The organism is Variovorax sp. LG9.2 (genome assembly GCF_035018885.1).
Lineage (GTDB): Bacteria > Pseudomonadota > Gammaproteobacteria > Burkholderiales > Burkholderiaceae_C > Variovorax.
In genome coordinates, this window is sequence record NZ_JASJXB010000004.1 from 25,312 (window position 1) to 45,851 (window position 20,540).

The 20,540-nt window shown below is 61.8% G+C and carries 17 protein-coding genes, 1 tRNA gene and 4 pseudogenes; 15 read left to right on the top strand and 7 right to left on the bottom strand.

Annotated elements, in window-relative coordinates:
- Positions 1 to 28: 28 nt before the first annotated feature.
- Positions 29 to 178: a hypothetical protein gene (locus QN413_RS05265; RefSeq protein ID WP_323495592.1), complete on the bottom strand. Its 150-nt coding sequence runs from the start codon at positions 176 to 178 to the stop codon at positions 29 to 31.
- Between the two features lie 181 nt (positions 179 to 359).
- Between QN413_RS05265 and QN413_RS05270 the strand changes: the two genes are divergently transcribed.
- Genes QN413_RS05270 through QN413_RS05280 form a run of 3 tightly spaced genes read left to right on the top strand, consistent with a single transcriptional unit; the run spans position 360 to position 5,976 of the window.
- Entirely contained in the window at positions 360 to 1,799 is a 1,440-nt protein-coding gene (locus QN413_RS05270) for a TolC family protein (RefSeq protein WP_323495593.1), read from the top strand.
- Positions 1,796 to 2,860, top strand: coding sequence for a hypothetical protein (locus QN413_RS05275; RefSeq protein WP_323495594.1), 1,065 nt, complete (start codon positions 1,796 to 1,798; stop codon positions 2,858 to 2,860). The genes QN413_RS05270 and QN413_RS05275 overlap by 4 nt, the downstream gene beginning before the upstream one ends.
- Positions 2,857 to 5,976, top strand: coding sequence for an efflux RND transporter permease subunit (locus tag QN413_RS05280; protein ID WP_323495596.1), 3,120 nt, complete (start codon positions 2,857 to 2,859; stop codon positions 5,974 to 5,976). The genes QN413_RS05275 and QN413_RS05280 overlap by 4 nt, the downstream gene beginning before the upstream one ends.
- A gap of 72 nt (positions 5,977 to 6,048) precedes the next feature.
- Here the strand turns inward: QN413_RS05280 and QN413_RS05285 are convergent, their stop codons facing one another.
- Together QN413_RS05285 and QN413_RS05290 are read right to left on the bottom strand one after the other, a co-directional pair.
- A complete protein-coding gene (locus QN413_RS05285) occupies positions 6,049 to 6,297 on the bottom strand; it encodes a hypothetical protein (protein WP_323495597.1) in 249 nt (82 codons plus the stop codon).
- Positions 6,294 to 6,509 (bottom strand): annotated as a pseudogene (locus QN413_RS05290) (transposase domain-containing protein); the annotation flags it as partial. The gene QN413_RS05285 and the pseudogene QN413_RS05290, both read right to left, overlap by 4 nt.
- On the opposite strand from QN413_RS05290, the pseudogene QN413_RS05295 reads away from it, so the two are divergent.
- Positions 6,505 to 6,858 (top strand): annotated as a pseudogene (locus QN413_RS05295) (transposase); the annotation flags it as partial. The pseudogenes QN413_RS05290 and QN413_RS05295 overlap by 5 nt on opposite strands.
- 130 nt (positions 6,859 to 6,988) lie before the next feature.
- Here QN413_RS05295 and QN413_RS05300 read toward each other — a convergent pair.
- Entirely contained in the window at positions 6,989 to 7,951 is a 963-nt protein-coding gene (locus tag QN413_RS05300) for a LysR family transcriptional regulator (protein ID WP_323495598.1), read from the bottom strand.
- A 120-nt stretch (positions 7,952 to 8,071) separates the two neighbouring features.
- Between QN413_RS05300 and QN413_RS05305 the strand changes: the two genes are divergently transcribed.
- The 4 genes and pseudogenes from QN413_RS05305 (at position 8,072) to QN413_RS05320 (ending at position 11,011) form a co-directional block, all read left to right on the top strand.
- Positions 8,072 to 9,055: a tripartite tricarboxylate transporter substrate binding protein gene (locus tag QN413_RS05305; RefSeq protein WP_323495599.1), complete on the top strand. Its 984-nt coding sequence runs from the start codon at positions 8,072 to 8,074 to the stop codon at positions 9,053 to 9,055.
- 29 nt (positions 9,056 to 9,084) lie between these two features.
- Positions 9,085 to 10,137, top strand: a complete 1,053-nt coding sequence (locus QN413_RS05310) for a methyltransferase (protein ID WP_323495600.1) — start codon at positions 9,085 to 9,087, stop codon at positions 10,135 to 10,137.
- Positions 10,138 to 10,246: 109 nt separating this feature from the next.
- Positions 10,247 to 10,342: pseudogene (locus tag QN413_RS05315) on the top strand (IS5/IS1182 family transposase); the annotation flags it as partial.
- Between the two features lie 62 nt (positions 10,343 to 10,404).
- A pseudogene (locus tag QN413_RS05320) lies at positions 10,405 to 11,011 on the top strand (IS6 family transposase).
- Positions 11,012 to 11,121: 110 nt separating this feature from the next.
- Here the strand turns inward: QN413_RS05320 and QN413_RS05325 are convergent.
- Positions 11,122 to 12,999 (bottom strand): potassium transporter Kup, encoded by a 1,878-nt coding sequence (locus tag QN413_RS05325; RefSeq protein ID WP_323495601.1) that lies wholly within the window; start codon positions 12,997 to 12,999, stop codon positions 11,122 to 11,124.
- 779 nt (positions 13,000 to 13,778) lie between these two features.
- Here QN413_RS05325 and QN413_RS05330 point away from each other — a divergent pair.
- The 4 genes from QN413_RS05330 (at position 13,779) to QN413_RS05345 (ending at position 15,828) form a co-directional block, all read left to right on the top strand.
- Entirely contained in the window at positions 13,779 to 14,156 is a 378-nt protein-coding gene (locus QN413_RS05330) for a hypothetical protein (RefSeq protein ID WP_323495602.1), read from the top strand.
- A gap of 383 nt (positions 14,157 to 14,539) precedes the next feature.
- Entirely contained in the window at positions 14,540 to 15,211 is a 672-nt protein-coding gene (locus tag QN413_RS05335) for a hypothetical protein (RefSeq protein WP_323495603.1), read from the top strand.
- Between the two features lie 51 nt (positions 15,212 to 15,262).
- On the top strand, positions 15,263 to 15,463 hold the full coding sequence (locus QN413_RS05340) for a hypothetical protein (protein ID WP_323495604.1): 201 nt from the start codon (positions 15,263 to 15,265) through the stop codon (positions 15,461 to 15,463).
- Positions 15,460 to 15,828: an HIRAN domain-containing protein gene (locus QN413_RS05345; RefSeq protein ID WP_323495605.1), complete on the top strand. Its 369-nt coding sequence runs from the start codon at positions 15,460 to 15,462 to the stop codon at positions 15,826 to 15,828. The genes QN413_RS05340 and QN413_RS05345 overlap by 4 nt, the downstream gene beginning before the upstream one ends.
- 115 nt (positions 15,829 to 15,943) lie before the next feature.
- Here QN413_RS05345 and QN413_RS05350 read toward each other — a convergent pair.
- Both QN413_RS05350 and hrcA read right to left on the bottom strand, forming a co-directional pair.
- Positions 15,944 to 16,020: transfer RNA gene (locus tag QN413_RS05350), tRNA-Ile, on the bottom strand.
- Positions 16,021 to 16,046: 26 nt separating this feature from the next.
- The gene (gene hrcA, locus QN413_RS05355; protein ID WP_187052970.1) at positions 16,047 to 17,051 is read right to left on the bottom strand and encodes a heat-inducible transcriptional repressor HrcA; all 1,005 of its coding nucleotides are present in this window, start codon (positions 17,049 to 17,051) and stop codon (positions 16,047 to 16,049) included.
- A 28-nt stretch (positions 17,052 to 17,079) separates the two neighbouring features.
- Between hrcA and QN413_RS05360 the strand changes: the two genes are divergently transcribed.
- Genes QN413_RS05360 through rapZ form a run of 3 tightly spaced genes read left to right on the top strand, consistent with a single transcriptional unit; the run spans position 17,080 to position 20,532 of the window.
- The gene (locus QN413_RS05360; RefSeq protein WP_323495606.1) at positions 17,080 to 17,976 is read left to right on the top strand and encodes an NAD kinase; all 897 of its coding nucleotides are present in this window, start codon (positions 17,080 to 17,082) and stop codon (positions 17,974 to 17,976) included.
- A gap of 1 nt (position 17,977) precedes the next feature.
- Positions 17,978 to 19,660: a DNA repair protein RecN gene (gene recN / locus QN413_RS05365; RefSeq protein WP_323495607.1), complete on the top strand. Its 1,683-nt coding sequence runs from the start codon at positions 17,978 to 17,980 to the stop codon at positions 19,658 to 19,660.
- Complete coding sequence (rapZ, locus tag QN413_RS05370) at positions 19,657 to 20,532, top strand: RNase adapter RapZ (protein ID WP_323495608.1); 876 nt, start codon at positions 19,657 to 19,659, stop codon at positions 20,530 to 20,532. The genes recN and rapZ overlap by 4 nt, the downstream gene beginning before the upstream one ends.
- Positions 20,533 to 20,540 lie beyond the last annotated feature (8 nt).

Genomic DNA, 20,540 nt, shown 5'->3' on the forward strand with positions numbered 1-20,540 from the left:
TCGCGACCCTCGGAGTCTTGACCGGCATCTAGAACGGCCAGTACACCGCCCGGATGTGCTCGCCAGCGTTGCCACCGGCCTCGCCGTCGCCGTAGGCATCGCCGACCGTCGCGCAAAGGCCGACCACATCAGCCATCAGATCGATCATATTGCCGTCGAGCTTGTCGCCCGGTCGCATCAGCCCGTGCTTTACGCGGTCGCATCAGAAAACGGAATTCAAATTTCATCCGAGCCGGCTTGTTGAACCGTTCGACGATGGGCGACACTGTCAAGACTTCGGGCGGCGCTGGCTAGGCAATGTGCCTTTCTTGCCCTTCGTAGAACGCAACGGTGAACGCAGGCTTCATGAGACGTACCCTTTGGCTTCTTTGTTCGTAGACATCGTCGATTTGAAAACCTGGCTCCAACCAAGCTGGCGAACGCCGCTAGTTGTGCTTGCCGCCTGTTTTTTAGCGAGTTGCACGACACCCCCTGAGACAAAACTGGCGGCGAGCGAGGCTGCGCAGGCTTACCGGGCAAGGAGCCTGGACGATCCCAGCCTGCGCGCCTTCGCTGCCCGCCTTGATGAGGAGTATTCGATGTGGCCGCCAGCGCTCTTCGACGCACAAGCGCTGCACGTCGTCGCTCTCCACTTCAGCCCGAACATAACGGTCGCCAAAGCGAGATGGCATGTAGCCCAAGCCGCAGTGACAACCGCGGGGGAGCGACAGAACCCGACGCTGAGTCTGAATCCGCTCTATGTGACAACCGCGGCTGCCGGCATGTCGCCCTGGTTCCTGTCGGCAGGCCTGGTCCAGCTTCTGGAGACGGGGAGCAAGCGCTCCTACCGTGTCGCCCATGCCGAGTATCTCGCTGAGGCTGCCCGGCTCGAAATACTGGCCGCAGCATGGAGCGTCTTGAGTCGGGTCGACAACTTGCTGCTGGACACAGCCTCCGCGCAAGGGCGGCTCGCCGCGCTCGACGAGCAGATCGTCATCCAAACAGAACTGGTCGAGGCCGCCCGGAAGCGCCTTGCTATGGGGCTGGGCTCCAGTCTCGAGTTGGTGACGGCACGTAGCGTCCTGACACGCGCAACGCTCGACCGACAAGCGACCTCGGTCGCGCTCACGGAAACGCTGCACCAGCTCGCGATCGCGGCCGGCATCCCGGCCGCTCAGCTGACCCTCGACCGGCTCGCGCTGCCTTCGTTGACGCGGCCTCTTCCGCCCGACTTCGCGGCTCGTGTCCGTGGCGCCGCGCCGCTCAATCGCGCCGATCTGCTCGCACGTTTGGCGGACTACGCTGCGAGCGATGCAACCGTCCGCTTGCAACTTGCCGGTCGCGCTCCCAATTTTGATGTCGGCCCGGGCTTTGAATACGATCAGGGAAACCGCAAGTGGGGTGTGTCGTTGGCTGTTGCCTTGCCGATCTTCAACCAAAACGGCGGAGCGATCAGCGAGGCCCTCTCCACACGCCGGCAGGCCGCTGACCAGTTCACCGCGGCCCAGGCCGCCATCATCGGCGAGGTCGACCGGGCGACCGCTGCTTACGAGCAGAGCACTACGTCGCTGCAAGTGGCCGAGCAGCTCTATGCCGAGCATGCCGTTCGTGCACGCATCCAGGAAACACTGTTCGCGCGTGGAGAGATCGACAAACTGGAACTCCTGGTCGTGCGCTCCGAGCTGGCCGCTGCGGTGACCGCGCGAGCGGACGCGCAAGGGACAGTTGCAAAGGCCGCGCTCGCCGTTGAGGCTGCCGGCAAGCTTGCTGTTGACGAAGTCGATCTGACCACCAATTTTCTTGCCCAAGTGCAACCATGATGCGCCGCTCAGCCTTCGTTCGCTGGGCCGTTCTCGTCGGTATTGCCGCAACCATCGCTGTGGGTGGCGCTTTCGGACTGCGCGGGCTCGGCGCTCAGGGTACGGGCGAGAAGAGCACCGAAGCGGTCGCTGCTTCGGTGCAGACAAAGACCACCGAGGGTCAGACCCGTGTTCTTGCCCCGTCCTCCGCGCAACAGGCGGGCGGGCTCGAAACCCGCGTCCTTGTGGCTGCATCTGCCCGGCAAGAGATTCAGGCGCTGGCGAATGTCGTCGCCCTTCAGCCGCTCATCGATCAGCGACGCAGCATCGTCATGACAACGCTAGATGCACGAAGGGCGGCGCTCGCCGCCGCCGCCGCGGACCTGGAGGCACGCCGGCTGGGATCGCTCAACGCCGACGGAAAGCTCGTCTCCGACAAAGCGCTCGAGGTAGCGCGAACCACGGCCGCGACCGAGGCCGCCAACGTCGCGGCCGCACGCAGTCAGGTTGCGCTTGCGACGGCCACGCTCACCAGCCAGTTCGGACCGGTGATCGCCGGATGGTTGGTTCACGGCGCGGCGCCACTCGACCGTCTCGTGAGCGGGCGAGCCGTCTTGCTGCAAATCTCGCCGGTCTTGTCGAGAGCGCTGAGAACGCTCCCGGGGAATGCGGAGTTGCAGCTGCCTGACGGGAGCCTCCTTCGGGCAACGATAGTCTCCGCGGCTGCTCAAGTCGATCCCAAATTCCAGACGACAAGCTACTACGCGACCGCACCGGCCAACCCGACGCTCGTTCCCGGCGCGGCGATCGCTGCCCTCCTGTCCAACGGGGAAATGGCGCAGGGCGTCGCCGTTCCCGAGGAGGCAGTCGTCAGGACGGACGGGCGGCCTTACGTCTATGTAGCCATCGCTGCCGACCAGTTCGCGCGACGTGAGATCGTCACCGACACCCCGATCGCCGAGGGCTGGCTGGTTCGTTCCGGGCTGGCACCGGGAACGCACGTTGTCGTTCGCGGCGCACAACTTCTGCTGTCGCAAGAGGGCAAGACGGCATCGAATCCGGAAGCCGTCGGCAATAAATGAAGCCGACTGGCCTGGTCGGCTCGATCATCACTGGCTCGCTCGCACACCCCGTTGTTGTGCTCGGACTCGCGCTGATGCTGGCGGCGTATGGCGTCTTGCGGCTGGCCACGGCCGACTTCGACGTTTTTCCGGACTTCGCGCCGCCACGCGCGTCGATTCAGACTGAAGCGCCAGGGCTCACCGCCGAACAGGTCGAGGCGCTGGTCACCCGGCCGATCGAGACGCGCACGCTCGGCGTACCCGGCTTGGTATCGGTTCGCTCGAACTCAATTCAGGGCCTTTCGGACATCTCCGTCGTCTTCGATCCGGCGGTCGACATTTTCCGCGCTCGACAACAGCTAAGCGAGGCATTGGCAGGGCTCGGACAGGGGTTGCCCCAAGGCGTGCTGGCGCCGAGCTTGGCGCCGCTCACCTCATCGACCGGTGTGGTGTTGATCGCTGGTGTCACCTCGCCGACGCTCTCGCCGATGGCGCTCCGCTCACTCGCCGATTGGACGATCCGGCCGCGGCTCCTCGCCGTGCCCGGTGTGGCCCAGGTTTCGATCTACGGTGGGGCGACCAAGCAATATCAGATTCTGGTCGAGCCGATGCGCCTGGCGCGGTTCGGGCTGTCGCTCGAAGACGTGGCCGTCGCCGCCCGTCGCACACTCGGAGTACGGGGCGCGGGTGTTATTGACAATGCCAACCAGCGCATAGTCATCGAGACGAACGATGATGCGGGTGCTATCCAGCGATTGGCGCAAACCGTGGTCGCCCAGTCCGCCGGACGGCGCCTGACGCTCGGCGACGTCGCAGTGGTCCGGGCCGGTACCGCGCCACCGATCGGTGCGGCGCTGATCGACGGTCAACCAGGATTGCAAGTCATCGTCTGGGCGCAATACGGCGCCAATACGGTCAAGGCCGCCAAGGCGGTGAACGCGGCGCTGGCCGGCTTGAACCGCGAGCTCGCGCCGCAGGATGTGAAGATACGAGGCGATCTTTTCCGGCCGACCGGTTTCATCACCACGGCGGTCCACAACCTCGCGTTCGCGCTCGGTATCGGCGGCGTTCTGGTCATCGCGGTGGTCTTTCTGTTCCTTTGGAATGTGCGGATGGCAGTGATCGCGCTGACCGCGATCCCGCTTTCGCTCCTGTCAGGCACGCTCGCTCTCGACATGTTGGGCTACAGCCTCAACACGATGACGCTCGGCGGCCTCGGCATTGCCGTCGGGCTGCTCGTCGACGACGCGGTCATCGTCGTCGAGAACGTCTACCGGCGCCTGCGTCTGGACCGCGCCACCGGAGCTTCCAGGCCGCTGGCCGAGGTGGTCGCCGACGCGACCTTCGAAGTGCGAAGCGCCGTCGTCTTCGCCACGCTGGCCATCGGTATGATCTTCATCCCGGTTCTGACGATTCAGGACGTGGCCGGACGACTGTTCGGTCCTTTGGGGCTGGCCTACATCCTGGCGACGCTAGCGTCGCTCCTTGTCGCCCTCACAGTGACGCCGGCGCTGTGCTCGCTCCTCATCCGCATGGACCGACTGCCGGCCGAGGAACCCAGGCTGACCCAGTGGCTCAAGGCCCGCTACACGCGGCTCCTGGAAGCAACTGATCGTCGGCTGGCACTCGTCGTCGCCGTGGTCGTCGGCGCGTCGATCGCTGTGTTTTCGCTTGTGCCGCTGCTGGGCACGAGTTTTATTCCCGAGCTGAAGGAAGGGCACTACGTTCTGCAGATGCGCTTGGCCCCCGGTAGCTCCATCGAGGCTTCGGAACGGGTCGGGCAAGAGATCGCGCGAGCCATCCTCAAGGCGCCTCATGTGCGCCTGGTGGCGCAACGAACCGGCCGTTCCGAGCAGGCGGCCGACGTGTTCGGCTCGAACTCCAGCGAGCTTGATATTGACCTCGAGCCGACCAATGCGGCCGGCCAAGCCCAAGCGGAGGATGCAATCCGCGATGCGCTCGTACTCGTTCCAGGTGCGACTTTCGCGCTTAAGACCTTTCTCGCCGACCGACTGGATGAAGTCGTCTCGGGCGACACGGCGCCCGTGGTCATTCGCATGGAAGGCGGGGATCTCGACGCGCTCGACCGTGCGGCGGCGGCAATTGCCAGCGCAGTGCACGACGTGCCGAGTGCGATCGATGTCCAGCAAGTGAACCCGTCCGGCGTCCCGAAGCTCGTGATCAGCCTTCGCCATGACGCGCTGGTGCGCTGGGGCTTCAACGCGCTCGATGTGTTGGATGCGATCCAGGCGGCTTACCAGGGCGGAACGATCGGTCAGGTCTACGAAGGCAACCGGGTGGTCGAGGCCACTCTTCTGCTCGCACCTGCACTGCGCTCGCAGCCGGAGAACGTCGGGTCGCTGCTGTTGCGAACTCCCGATGGGGCGTACGTCCCGGTACGCGATCTCGCTGACATTCGCCAGGCAAGCGGCCGCTATGGCGTCCTGCACATTGGTGGTCGACGGCAGCAGACCGTCACCGCAAACACGAACGATGCCGATGTAGGCGCTTTCACGACGCGCGTCGAAGCCAAGCTGAGGAGCCTGCGTCTGCCCACCGGCGTCGCCGTCACGGTCGAGGGTGCCGCGGCCGTTCAGGCGAAATCGGCGCGCACTCTTCTCGTCAATTCACTCTTGGCTGGGACTGGCATGGTCCTGCTGCTGTCGCTTAGCATTCCACGCTTTCGAAATCTTGGCCTCGTCTTGTTAAACCTGCCCTTCGCGATGGTCGGCGGCGTCCTTGCACTGTTCCTGACAGGCGGAATTGCCTCGCTCGGTGCACTGGTCGGGTTCGTAACTCTGTTCGGTATCACGCTGCGCAATGCCATCATGATGGTTTCGCACTACGAACTCCTGACCACAAGCGAGCAGCATCCGTGGAATCTCGGCACCGCCACCGAGGGCGCTGCCGACCGACTGTCACCAATCCTGATGACCACGCTGGCAACGGCGCTCGGGCTACTGCCTCTGGCCTTGGGAAGCGGCGAGCCCGGCCGAGAGATCGAAGGGCCGATGGCGATCGTCATCTTGGGCGGTCTCTTCAGTTCGGCAGCGCTTAACCTTCTGGTGCTTCCTGGAATTGCCTTGCGCTTCGGCCGCTTTGGTTCGACGACATCGAGCCCCGAAGCTACGCCGTGAGCCACTGGGCCTAATTGGTGCATGCGGGCATCCGGAGACTGCGCTGACGGCACACTCGGCCCGTCCTAGACACTAACGAAAGCCGTCGAGTGCAGCTGCGCATATTTTGCGCACTGAGCCGATGGTTTCCCCATCGTCATAGAACTTCGCGATGGCTTTGTCGAATCGCTTTAGCAAGGCGTCCAGCGTCCCGCCTTTCCTGCGTACAAGCATGGCCACGCTGTTGTGGCCGTCCGCGGCGGTGGCTGCGCACTCGATCGGGTAGACCGCCCCGAGGGTGATGTCGCCGCCGTCAGCAATCAGTGCTTCGATGTTCTTCATGCGCCGGCATTTTGCCGGGCTGCAGTAGGCATCCAACGATGCGGAAGCAGTTCATCGCTGCGGCTGTTCAGATGTGTCGGCAGTCGCGTGAGCACGTCTTTCAGGTAGGCCCACGGATCGTGGCCATGCAACTTGGCCGACTGCACCAGGCTCATCACGATCGCAGCCCGTTGACCCGCCAGTTCGCTGCCGACGAACAACCAGTGTCTGCGCCGGTTGAATCTTGACCCACCGGGGGTGCACCTGATCGTGGACAACTACGGCACCCACAAACACCCGCAAGTTCAGGCCTGGCTCGCCAGGCATCCGCGCTTTGTCATGCATTTCACCCCCACGAGCGCCTCGTGGCTGAACATGGTCGAGCGCTTCTTTCGGGACACCTCCGAAAACCGCATCCGGCGCGACAGCTTTGCCAGCGTCCCTGAGCTCGAACTTGCCATCGATCTCTACGTCCTGCATCACAAAGCCAACCCAAAACCCTTCATCTGGACGGCCACAGCAACGGACATCCTAACCAAAGTCACGAGGGCCAAGGCGGCGCTGGCGCGCACCTTCAAATAGGCATTGTTACTTAAGGCGCACTACACTAGTTCGCCTAGCGAGCAAATACAAAAACGATTGCTTCGCCGTCGCGATCGATCATTCACCCAAAGCATCATCATGTTCGCGGGGCGATGGCCGATGCCCGCACTTAGTGACGCCGCAGCCAATTGGGCCTTCCTGTCCCGATAACATCTTCACCACGTTTTTGAGCGATTTCACGAAACAGTTCAGTTGCAAAGTCGATGAAGAGTCGCACCCTTGGAATACGGCGCACGCTCGGCCGATAGAGCAAATTGACCGGCGGCGCCTCGGTCGACTCCCAGTCTTCCAGTGCCCTCACCAAAGAGCCGCAAGCCAACTCTGGCAGGTTCGCCCAATCCAGTATCCGAATGACGCCATGTCCCGCCAACGCTAGTTCGATCACCAGATCACGATGGGCATTGCTGGTGGTCAACCAACCGCGAATGTGCACGGACTCTTGTTCCGCACCTCTCGTGAAGGACCATGTATCCATCACCGAGCCGTCAACGGAGCGAATTGGCAAACACACGTGTCGTTCGAGGTCCCGTGGGCGACGGGGCCTGCCATGCTCGGCCCAGTAGGCCGGAGAGGCCACAACTAAAAAGCGCCCTGCTGCGATCTGATTCAGCACCATGTCCTCAGCTTGAGGCCATCCAAGAACCATCATGACATCGACGCCGATGATCTGTTCGTCAGTGACGCGTTGAAAATCGCGGATGTCGATCTCAATGTCCGGGTACCGTACATGAAAGTGGGGCAACGCAGCGGTCAGACAGCCGCGCGCAATGACATGTTGGACGCCGATCACCACGGTTCCTTTTGGCCGAAGTGTCGATTCGCGCAGCCGCTCGTCAGCCTGGTCCAGCTGCATCAGAGCCGGCCTGCATGCGTCTAGGTACCGGGTGCCTTCGGCAGTAAGCGTCAAGCCCCGCGACGTTCGATCAAACAACTTGGCACCCAGACTCTTCTCCAGAGAGTTGATCAGCTTCGCTATGGCTGTAACGCTGACCCCTAGCCGGCGGGCCGCTGAAGACAGACTCTTTTCAGCGGCGGCTGCTGCGAAATATTGCAATGCCCGCAACTTGTCCATGAAACTCCAAATCCGAGCTTGAACCAAAGGTTGCAACAGGGTGCGACCCAGAGAGTATTCCGGCGCCTCCCGTCCGTGCCTAGAGTTAAAGCACCTTCAATCATAGGGCAGGAGATTTGAATGAAACGCGAGAAAATGATGGTGCTTACGCTTGCATTCAGCTTGGCCCTCACGATCGGCTGGTCAGTCGCGGCCGAAGAACCACCGTGGCCTACGAAGCCGGTCCGCGTCATCGTGCCGGGTGGAGCGGGTGGGGTTATCGACATACGAACGCGATGGTTGGCAGTGCGTTTGGCGCCGCTGCTTGGTCAAAGCGTCATCGTCGAGAACAAACCCGGCGCCGGCGGAAACCTAGGCATGGAGTTGGGGGCCCATAGCTCCCCAGACGGCTACACCTTGACGATCATTCATATGGGCGTCATGACAGCCAACCCGCACTTGTACAGCCGGCTCGGCTACGACCCCCTCATCGACTTCACGCCAATCACTTACCTTGGGGTCGGCCCGCTGCTGCTGGCCGTTCATCCGGACGTGCCCGCAACTACAGTCGCCGAACTGGTGCGACTTGCAAAGGAGAGCCCCGGTAAGTTGAATTTCGGATCGCCCGGGATTGGGACACCGCCGCATCTGGCCGGTGAATTGTTCAAGCGTGTAGCGGCTATCGAAACGGTGCATGTGCCCTACAAAGGAGGTGGGCAGGCGGTATCAGACCTCATCGCGGGCCACATCAGCTATTCGATTGAAGGATTGACGGTGCAGCTGCCGCAGGTCCAGGCAGGCCACCTGCGTGCGCTGGCAGTTACCGGCCCGCACAGGGCCGCATCGTTGCCCGATGTCCCGACTATGGCTGAGGCCGGCCTGGCAGGCGCTGAGTTTCAGGGTTGGGTTGGCATTGCAGTCCCAGCGGCCACCCCGAAGACGATTGTCGCGCGACTGTATCGGGATATCGGCAGCATTCTTGCCACTCCTGAGGCCCATGCATGGTTTGGCGAGACCGGTGCCGAGGCCCGTGCCGATCCGCCCGATGTGTTTTTAGCCGCGATCCGCGCCGAGCACGCGAAGTGGGGCAAGGTCATTCGTGAAGCCGGCATCAAGATCGAATGAGGCAGCACAGTGTTGCAATAGGATTTCCAATGACAACGCACAAGTCGGCCGCTTTCGCCACAAGGCAAAACGTTGATGAGCGTGCGCGGCTGCTCTTGCTCATCAACGCGAACTGGACAACACAGGCGGTGTCGACGGCCATACAACTGGGCCTTCCCGAACTACTGCGCGAAGGGCCCCAGACCGCTGACACACTTGCGCAGGCCGCCCACTGCCATGGGCCCTCGCTAGCTCGACTGCTGCGAGCACTGACAAGCATCGACGTATTGACGGAATCAGCCAAGGGACGGTTTGCGCTCACGGAAGTCGGGGCGTTGCTGCGCGCCGATGTTCCTAACTCGCTCGCGGCGTGGGGCGAGTTTTGCGGCACTCGTTCCTGGAGCAGTTGGGGCCTCCTCGTGCAGAGCGTCCGTACGGGCGAAAGCGTTCGCAAGCAGATGAGTGGCATCGATGGCTTTCACCATTTGGACAATGATGCGCAAGGGGCATCGTTGTTCAATCGCGCAATGGTCGACTTGACCCAACCCGTCGCGCTTGCCGTCGCCAAACAAGTGGACTTTTACGGGATGCGCCTCATCGTCGACGTGGGTGGCGGCTACGGCGAGCTGATTGCATCGATTCTCTGCCAACACCCTTCCTTGCATGGGATCCTGTTCGATCTCTCACATGCGACGACCACCGTATCCGACCGGCTGACCGCTACCGGAGTAGAGGGCCGTTGCAAGCGGATCACCGGAAGTTTCTTTAACGCCATCCCAGATGGAGCGGATGCTTATCTTTTAAAGAGTGTTCTGCACGATTGGGATGACCATCAAGCTGTAAGAATTCTTGAAAATTGCCGCCGCGCAATGACACCGCACGCAAAGCTGTTTGTGATAGAGCGCATCGCGCCTCAGCATTTTTCCAATTCACCGCACGATCAGGATATCGCCCGGTCCGATCTCAACATGCTTGTGGGCACAGGCGGACATGAGCGGACGGAGAGTCAGTATATGCAACTCCTGAGAGCTGCGAAACTGAGACTTACGCACTCGCTGCAATTGAAGGGCCCGTATTGCGTAATTGAATGCGCCACAGTCTAGGGAAGACGATTTATTGACCAATCCCGGCACGCGTCGTGCACCCAAGAGAGAACCTTTTTTGTAAGGTGCGCGCATGATCTAAGGTAGCTGTGCCAGCGCCCAATACGCCGAGAAGAAGCGCAGTCGCCGCGAGCAGTTTCTGGCCGAGATGGAACGCGTCGTGCCCTGGGCCCGCTTGATTGCCGAGATCGAGCCGCGGTACCCCCCAGTGGAGGTTCTGTCGCAGTAAGACGCGACGAGTAAGCTGAAGCGCTGGGCAAGAACAAGATGAACGAAGCACTACGCAGGATTTTGAAGCGGCTGCACTACCCCATTGAGGTGATGCTGGTGTGCGTTCGCTGGTACGCGGCGTACCCGTTGAGCCTGCGACAGATCGAAGAGATGATGGCCGAGCGTGGGGTGGTGGTCGATCACACCACGATTCATCGGTGGTCGGTCAAGATGATGCCGGTTCTTGCCGCCGTCTTGAGGCGGCGCAAGCGCTCGGTCGGCACGAGCTGGCGAATGGATGAAACGTACATCAAGGTCAGCGGCGAGATGCTTCTTCAAGCGTGCCATCGGCCTGCACGGCGTGCCCGAGAAGATCACGATCGACAAGAGCGGCGCCAACACGGCGGCGATCCTCGGCATGCGCTCTGACAGCGGCGCGGACATCGAGATGCGTCAGTCGAAATACCTCAACAACCTCATCGAGCAAGACCATCGGGCGATCAAACGCATCGTGCGACCCATGCCCGGATTCAAGTCGTTTCGCTGCGCTCGCGCCCTCATCGCAGGCATCGAGACCATGCACATGATCAAGAAGGGCCAGCTCGATTCGCTCAAAGACAGAGCATCGTTCGCTGCTGACGAGTTCTACTCTCTGGCCTTTTGAGGCCAGCCACTCCAGCTCCCGTCTCAACCTCGCTCTGCTATTGCGACAGAACCCAATGTTGGCATCTGGGTCAAAAACGCGCCGGCGCCAAGAGTCCATATCGACATGCATCAGATCTGCACCTGGCGACCCAAATCAACAAGCCGCTCGGGCGGAATCCGCATAGAGTCGGTCACATGTGCCGAATTTCTCGCCATGGCCGCGAAGAGGTGCGTCATCCAGCGCGCAATCCCGTGGCTCCCCGGCTTCGGGACAATTTTCTCGACCCCGATGAAATAGGTCAGATCGTCTAGATCCACCGGGCATTCGCGCGCAGATATCTCGGCCAGTAGACTCGGCAAGTCAGGAGTCTCCATGAAGCCATAGGAAGCAATTACGAACCAACAGTTGGGCGCGATTTGCTCGAGGTGTGCGCGCCGATCGCCGGCGACCCAAGGAGACGATGTCGTCTGCACCGTGATGGCCACGACCTTCTGGGGAAGCGCCCGCGCGAGATGCACATACCATTGGATAATTGGTGGGATGCCCTCCCTTGCCCGTGTCAAAAACACGCCTGTACCGGGGACGCGCGCCACGTAAGTTCGCTCGAGCCCGGCGAAGAACTGCTGAGCCGGGACGCTGCTTCCCCCGGCAATGTCTGTGATCACGGAGATGCCCCGATGCCAGACGTACATGATTCCGTAGACCCCCGCAGCGAGCAGTAGTGGCACATAACCGCCCTGCAGAAGTTTGAGCAGATTGGATGCGAAGAACGATGCATCTACGATCATGAAGACGCCCGCGACGGCTGCGCTGGCGACCAGACTCCAGCCCCAGATTTCCCGCATGGCGATGAATAGCAAGACCGTCGTCAGGATCATCGTTGCGGACACGGCAATGCCATAGGCGCCCGCGAGGCTGTCTGATTTTCCGAAGGCGAGCGTCAAGCCGACCGTCACGATCATCAGTACCCAGTTCACCGTGCCGACGTAAATCTGCCCAAAACCTTCCGCAGATGTCTGGGATATTTTCATGCGCGGCATCCAACCGAGCTGGATGGCCTGGCGCGTCATCGAGAAGGCCCCCGTGATGATCGACTGGCTGGCGATGATCGTCGCTACGGTCGACAAGACGACTAGCGGGAGCAAAAGCGCCGGGGGACAAAGACGATAAAAGATATTGCCATCGGTTGACGCGCCCGAGAGAACGATCGCACCTTGCCCGGCGTAGTTCAACACCAAGCTCGGGAAGACGAGCGTCGACCATGCAAACTTGATCGGTCTGGCTCCGAAATGTCCCATGTCGGCATACAAAGCCTCAGCTCCGGTCACGCACAAAAATACGCCGCCCAAGACCATGAAACCAATGTATCCGCTGTGGAACAGGTAGCTCACCCCGTAATACGGATTCAACGCGTAGAGCACGGCCGGATGCTTTGCGATCCCCCAGATTCCGAGCGCAGCCATGGTCACGAACCAGACGGCCATGATGGGCCCAAAGGCCCGGCCGATTTTGGCGGTTCCGACGCCTTGAACGGCAAACAACGCCACCAAGATCCCGACCGTGACCGGCAGCACAAAGGGCTGCATCGTAGGCTCGACCAGCTTGAGACCTTCAATAGCCGAGAGCACCGAGATCGCGGGCGTGATGGCTCCGTCTCCATAAATGAGCGCGGCCCCAAAAAGTCCAACAGCGACAATCAGAGGGCGCTTTGCTCGCTTGACGGCCAGAAGTGCGAGCAACGCGAGGATGCCACCTTCGCCGTCGTTGTCGATGCGCATAGCGAAGCCGGCATATTTGAGGCTCGTTACGATGATGAGGGTCCAAACCAAAAGCGAAACCACGCCAAGAATCGTCTGCGACTGGTTCCCCCCGGTCATGTCGAGCACCGTCTTGAACGTGTACAGCGGGCTCGTGCCGATGTCGCCAAAGACAACGCCCAGAGCCCCAACCGCACCTGTGGCAGTTGCTAATTCCTTCGGGCGGCTTCCTTGAATCAAAGAATTCATATTTGCAAGTTCGTCAGTTTTTTTGAAATCATCGGCTCGCCGCGAAAGGTTCAACGGATAGAGGCAACGCAATGTGACATTTGGTGGCGCGGAAGTCTGTCAGAGGAAGGCTTCCTCCAGCGGTCTGTGCCCTTGCCGACAAGAATCGGGCTTCCTTTGCGTTAGCGGACATCAGCCAGCCAGGCTAGGCGAAGAGTTGCGACTGGGAAGGCTTGATCGTGATGCTGGCGACCAAAGGAATGCGCTTCCCGCTGAACGTCATCCTCGTGTGCAATCCCCTGTACGAAGCCGGTCAGTTGAGCTGCCGACTTCTTGAGGGGTAGACGCTGAGCGGCACAACAGCGGAGTGCCCGGTGTTCTTGGCGTTCGCTGGGAGCTGTTCATGGCGCTGTAGAAAGAACAGAAAAGCGCCGTGCTTCAGGCGCCTGCTTTCAATGGCATGACAATCTCTTTGTAATGCTCGCCATGCCTTCAAGGACGTCCGTACAGTTCGGTTGTGCCCGTTCTCTCGTCAGCCAATTGCGGCTCCATCGCGCGAGGCGATCTGCTTCGAAGCGGAGCTTGTGGTCACGCGCACGGCAACCGTAAAACAAAAACGAGCGCTCGAATCGCGGACAAGAAGTTTCCAGAAGCGGCGCTGTGAATCGCCTCGCCCTTTTTTGCCGTCGTCGATATGTGCTTATGTGCATGTAATTGGGCGTGAGGGCAATCCGGATGGTCAACGCATGCGTCTGCAAAGCGTTGGAAGCGGACCACGTATCTCGTGACCCGGAATTCCCATGAAAAAGTCCCTCGTTTTTGCTGCTCTGAGCATCGTCGTAGCCGGCTCCGTCTTTGCCCAAGCGCCTGCTGCTGGCGCCCCCCCGGCCGCAACGCCAACCTCGGCCGCGACCACTGCACCAAAGGCCCTGACCGCCGCTCCGGCTACGGCCGCACCGGTTGCAGTACCGACCACGAAAAAGGGCAAGCCTGACCTCGCGCTCGTTACCCAGGCGCCAGGCGGCGGTGCCGACAAGGTGTGGGCAAACGAGAAGAACAAGGTCTATCACTGCCCGAGCGACAATTATTACGGCAAGACCAAGCACGGCAAGTATTTAACCGAAGCGGATGCCAAGACCCAGGGCTTTCACGGCCCGCATGGCAAGGCCTGCAGCTAAGCAGCTGCCAGTGACTTCATACCCATTTGTGGGCTGGCGGCTTTGCAACGGGCCGTCGTTTAAGCGCTGCACGACTTTGCAAATATAGATGCGAGCAAGCACCCGCAACCTTGACACACCTCGACGCGAGGACGGCCTGAAAGTTCGGTCAGAACCCGCGACCGAGCTACCGTTCGACTATTGACCGGTAGAGCCGGGCTGAGACTTCAGCCGACTGCGAGGCGGCAAGCGTGGGCGCGATGTGTGGCAGCGCGTCGGCTTACGCCACGGGCAGGGCGGGCAGGGCCTTTCCCCGAGCCCATTCGGCGGGCGGCAACTTTGCGCCGAGAGCACCGAACCGCGCAAGCGCGGGCGATGCCCAAAGGCCGGGAGTTTGTGCGGGCGTGACCATCTGCGGTCTCCTCAATGCATGGAATAACGAAAACGCCCTTGAAGGCGCCTGCGGGGGCGACCGTCCCACTACCGAATCCCCGCAGAATGCCAGTCCAATGAACGCACAAACGTTGCCCGCCGGCCTGCCTGCGCTGACCATGGAACACGCTCGACGGTTCGAACGCAACAGCCGCGACGCCTCGCGAGTCGGCTTTTTCACGAAGCTGGTGCGCTTTGCGTTCGCGCCTGTCGAGTTCATGAGCAACGTTATCGACGGGCAAACTCGGCGCATACGTGGCCAAGTCGTATGGTTCAACGGTCTGCGCGCATCCATTGAGGACGGCGCAAAGCTACTTAAAAGCGAAGGCGTCACCGTCGCCGTAAAGCTCGACAAGATGGCCGACCTGCAGACCAGCATCTCGACCACGCACATGACACTCGCAGAGATTCAACTGAGCGTCGCGAAACCTAGCCCGCAGTCGCGAATCAATCTGAGCCTGCACGGCCTTGTCGCCGCGCTGCTCGAGGTTTTCAACGCCGTGGAGGGTGCGCGCTGGGCCGTGATGGAACGCGAGGCCGATCACGATATCGCCGCCGGCCGCGTCAGCCTTTCATTTGCTGACGCCGACGACGCTATTGCTTTCCTGCGCATGAGCGCGTACTTGGGATGGCCGAGCATCTAGTCCGTCAACTTCACCAGCCGATTCATTCGGGATCAAAAAGGCCTCGACGTCGTGCAGCGTGCCTCCCTTGCCGATTGTTTCCAGGACCTGCTGGCCGACCCACTCTCGGCTGCGCGCCGCTTGTACCTGCTGAACCCAAAGCGCGCCGATGTCTATTCCGTCGACCTGTTCACCAAGACCACGACGCACAAAGTGACCCTGACCATACCGGACGGCGCCGCCACGTTCCGGCGCGTCGACGAGCACCCATGACTAACACCACGATCAAAACCAAAGGCGTTCGCGCCATAGTTACTGGCATCGGGTTCGAAGGGCGTGCCGATCGCATCCGTCGACACTGCCGAGAGGGCATGCCGCTGCAACTGCGTAGGGAGCCGAACAACGTGCACGACAAAGACGCCATTACGGTCTACATGCAATGCAGCCGGCTTTTCGGCTTGCTGAAGTCGTGGGAGTCAATCGGCTACATCAAAGCCGCGCGCGCCGATGGTCTCGCGCCGAAGCTCGACAGCGGGAGCTACACCGTGACATCGGCGACCGTCGTCAGCTTTTACACCCCTGTCGGCAGGGATCACCCGCGCGTGTCTGTGCAAATCGAGTTCGCGGTGCGGACTTAGATGCTGACGAGGGCAAGACGTCAGTCTGTCACCAGACTGTCACCGCGCATGAAAAAGAGAAAGGGTCTGCTACAGAATATGTAGCAGACCCCTCAATGCCGGCGCAGGTTATGAATGGTAGGCCGTGATGGGCTTGAACCATCGACCAACGGATTATGAGTCCGCTGCTCTAACCAACTGAGCTAACGGCCCACGCGCCGCCGATTCTAGTGGGGCGCCTACTTCCGATGGCTCAGCGCGTTGGTCACCAGCCTCGAAGTGATATCGACGATCTGAATCATTCGCTCGTAGGGCATGCGAGTGGGGCCAATGACACCCAGCGTGCCGACGACCTTGCCGTCGACTTCGTAGTTCGCACTGACGATCGACAAATCGTCGAACGGCACGACCTGACTTTCCCCACCGATGAAGATCCGAACGCCGTCGGCCTTGCTCGACACGTCCAGCAAGCGCATCAATTGCGCCTTTTGCTCGAACAGTTCGAAGGCCCGGCGCAGCTGGCCCATGTCGCTCGAAAAATCAGAGACGGCGAGCAGATTGCGTTCGCCCGAGATCACGACTTCGTCTTGCGCTTCCGTCATCACCTCGGAGCTCGCCTGAACGGCCGCCTGCATCAGCAACACGATTTCGCCACGGAGTTTTTCGACTTCGGATTGCAGTCGATCGCGCACCTGTTCGATCGTCAACCCGGCGTAGTTGGCGTTGATGTAGTTCGACGCCTCCACCAACTGCGACTGCGTGTAATCCGCCTCCGGGAAGATCACCCGGTTCTGCACATCGCCGTCGGGCGACACGATGATGACCAGCAGTCGGCGGTCCGACAGTCGCAAAAATTCGATCTGCTTGAACACCGAAGCGCGCCGCGGCGCCATGACGACGCCAACGAACTGCGACAGGTTCGACAACAGGTTGGCCGCGTTCGCGATTACCTTCTGCGGCTGGTCTGGCGCCAACGTGGCAGCGCTGAACTGGTCGCGTTGCGCGGTCAGCATCGTGTCGACGAAAAGGCGATAGCCGCGCGCGGTCGGGATGCGCCCGGCAGACGTGTGCGGGCTCGCAATCAGGCCCAGATTCTCGAGGTCGGACATCACGTTGCGGATAGTCGCCGCAGACAGTTCGAGCCCCGAAGCGCGAGACAGCGTGCGCGATCCCACCGGCTGTCCTTCAGCGATGTAACGCTCAACAAGAGTCTTGAGCAGCAACTTGGCGCGATCGTCCAGCATCAATGAATTTTAGTGTTGTAATTTGTGAATGACCTCCCGCTTTCGACGCGTTGCGCTGATTGGCAAGTACCAAGCCTCGGGCGCGCGCGCTCAGGCCGGGGCGCAAGACGGCGTGATGGAAGACATCGGCGCATTCCTCGAATCGCACGGTTGCGAGGTCGTTGTCGAGCAGTCGACCGATGAGCATCCGGAGATCAGCCGCTATGCGGCCTTGAGCGTCGGAGAAATCGGCCGAACCTGCGATCTTGGCTTGGTGGTGGGGGGTGACGGAACGATGCTGGGCATCGGCCGCCAGCTCGCTTGCTACGGCGTGCCATTGGTCGGCATTAACCGCGGACGACTCGGATTCATCACCGACATCCGGCTGGAAGACTACAAGGCGACGCTGGTGCCAATGTTGGCCGGCGACTATGAAGAAGACCATCGCAGCCTGATGCACGCGCGCGTGCTGCGCGAGGGCAACGTCGTGTTCGACGCGCTTGCAATGAACGACGTGGTGGTCAACCGTGGCGCGACATCCGGCATGGTCGAACTGCGTGTCACGGTCGGTCGACACATCGTCGCCGTGCAGCGCGCGGACGGGTTGATCATTGCCTCGCCGACCGGCTCGACCGCCTATGCCTTGTCCGCCGGCGGCCCTTTGATGCACCCGGCCATTCCAGGCTGGGTCATGGTCCCGATCGCGCCGCACACATTGTCGAACCGCCCGATCCTGCTGCCGGACGCCGACGAGATATCGATCGAATTGGTGTCGGGTCGCGACGCCAGCGCGAACTTCGACATGCAGTCGCTCGCCACGCTAATGCTCGGTGACACAGTTGTGGTTCGCCGGTCGGATCATCGCGTGCGCTTTCTGCATCCGAAGGGGTGGAGTTACTTTGACACGCTGCGCAAGAAATTGCACTGGAACGAAGGAGGTTCCTGAGGTGGCTCTGCGACGTATTGCGCTGCGCGATTTTGTGATCGTGCATGCGCTCGAACTGGATTTTTCGACCGGCTTCTCGGTATTGACCGGTGAGACGGGCGCCGGCAAGTCGATCCTGATCGACGCACTTCAACTGGCATTGGGGAGCCGGGCCGACGCCGGTTCAGTGCGCGAAGGCGCCGAGCGGCTCGACGTGAGCGTGGAGTTCGACGCTGCACCAGCGTTGGCGTCGTGGCTCGACGAAGGTGGCTTCGAAGCCAACGAGGCTTTACTGCTGCGCCGAACGGTCGACCTGCAAGGACGCAGCCGTGGCTGGATCAACGGCGCCCCGGCCACCGCCGCGCAATTGCGCACCGTGGGCGACCTGCTGCTCGATATTCATGGCCAGCACGCTTGGCAGAGTCTGACCCGGCCCGACGCGGTTAGGCGTCTGCTCGATGCGTATGCCGACGTGAACACGAGCGCGCTGGAGGCGAGCTGGCACGGCTGGCGCCAGGCGCTGACCGCGCTGGATGTCGCGCGCTCAGCACAAGATTCCTTGCAGCGAGAACGCGAGCGCCTGCAGTGGCAACTCGGCGAAGTCAGCAAGCTCGCGCCCGTCGAAGGCGAATGGCAAGAGCTGTCGGCCAATCACAGTCGCATCTCCAATGCACAGGCGCTGATCGAGGCTGCCGAAGGTGCCATCGCGGCGCTGGAGGACGACGACGCCGGCGCGCTGTCCGCCCTCGCCCGTGCCGTCGCCCTGCTGCAGGACGCCGAGCATATGGAGGCGGAGTTCAAGGCCCTCGGCGAAGTGCTGGCGTCCAGCGTTGCGCAAGCTGCGGACGCTGCGCATTCGCTGCACGGCTACCTTCGGCATACCGACACCGATCCGCAGCGCCTGGCCGAACTCGATTCGCGCATGGGTCTCTGGATGTCGCTGGCACGGCGCTACAAGCGGCCGCCGGCAGAGCTGCCCGCGCTGCTCACGGGGTGGCAATTGGAATTGAAGGCGCTGGATGCGCAAGGCGACCTCGATGCACTCGATCGCGCCGAGCAAGCCGCCAAGCAAGGCTACCTACGCGAGGCAAAGGCGCTCAGCAAAGCGCGCAAGCAAGCGGCGCCGCGCCTCTCCGAATCCGTCACCAGAGCGATGCAGGGTCTCGGCATGCAAGGCGGTCGCTTCGAAGTCGAACTGCAGCCCCTCGATCAACCCGGCCGTGCCGGCCTCGAAGAAGTGATCTTTCTCGTCGCCGGTCATCCCGGCAGCACGCCCCGGCCGATCGGCAAGGTCGCCTCGGGCGGTGAGCTGTCGCGCATCGCGCTCGCCATCGCTGTGACGACAAGCGAACTCGGCGCCGCACAAACGCTGATCTTCGACGAGGTCGATGCCGGCGTCGGTGGTGCCGTGGCCGAAACGGTGGGACGTTTGATGGCGCAACTCGGCCGCAGTCGGCAGGTTCTGGCGGTCACGCACCTGCCGCAAGTGGCGGCCTGTGCCGACCATCATCTTCTGGTCGCCAAACGGCAGACCCGCAGCGGCAAGGGAGCGGCAGCGCGCACCGAAAGCACTGTCGCGCCACTCGATGCCGATGGCCGCACGCAGGAAGTCGCCCGAATGCTCGGCGGCGAGCGAGTTTCGCAAACCTCTCTTGCCCATGCCCGCGAGATGCTCGAAAAGCAGGCGCCGGCGACTGCGCCATGAGCCTCGACATCGTGCTCATCACCGGTATGTCCGGGTCCGGCAAGTCGGTCGCGTTGCATGCGCTGGAAGACGCCGGCTACTACTGCGTCGACAATCTTCCGCCGGAGTTGCTCACTGCCTTCGTCGCATTGCAAAAGCAGCAGAACGCGAGCCACGTTGCGATTGCCATGGACGTGCGCAGCGGCGTGTCGTTGCCGCTCGTGCCGCAGCAGCTCGACAGCTTGCGACGCGAAGGCGTGGTGCTGCGATCGCTGTTTCTGGATTCGACGACCGATGCACTGGTGCACCGTTATTCCGAGACACGGCGCCGCCATCCGCTCTCACGCCAAGACCCTCTGACCGACCTGCCCGAGCAACAACGCGCACTGGTGCAGTCGATCGAGCTGGAGCGCGAACTGCTGGCCGATCTGCGCGACGGTGCCGACGTCATTGACACCAGCATCATCCGGCCAGCGCAGTTGCAGAGCTACATCAAGGCGTTGATCGCGGCGCCGCAAAGCGCATTGACGCTGGTCTTTCAATCGTTCGCTTTCAAGCGCGGTGTGCCGCTCGATGCGGACTTCGTATTCGACGTGCGCATGCTTCCCAACCCGCACTACGTGCCTGCCTTGCGCGCGCTCACGGGACGCGATGTGCAGGTGATCGACTGGCTGCGTTCGCATGACGACGTCGCGCGCATGTACGGCGACATCGAGCAGTTCCTGGGCCGCTGGCTGGATGCGCTGGCGCACGACCATCGCAGCTACGTGACGGTGGCGATCGGTTGCACCGGCGGCCAGCACCGCTCGGTCTTTCTGGTCGAGCAATTGGCACGAGGATTCGGCGATCGGTGGGCCGCGCTCAAGCGGCATCGCGAACTCGACGCGACCTGAGGTGGGCT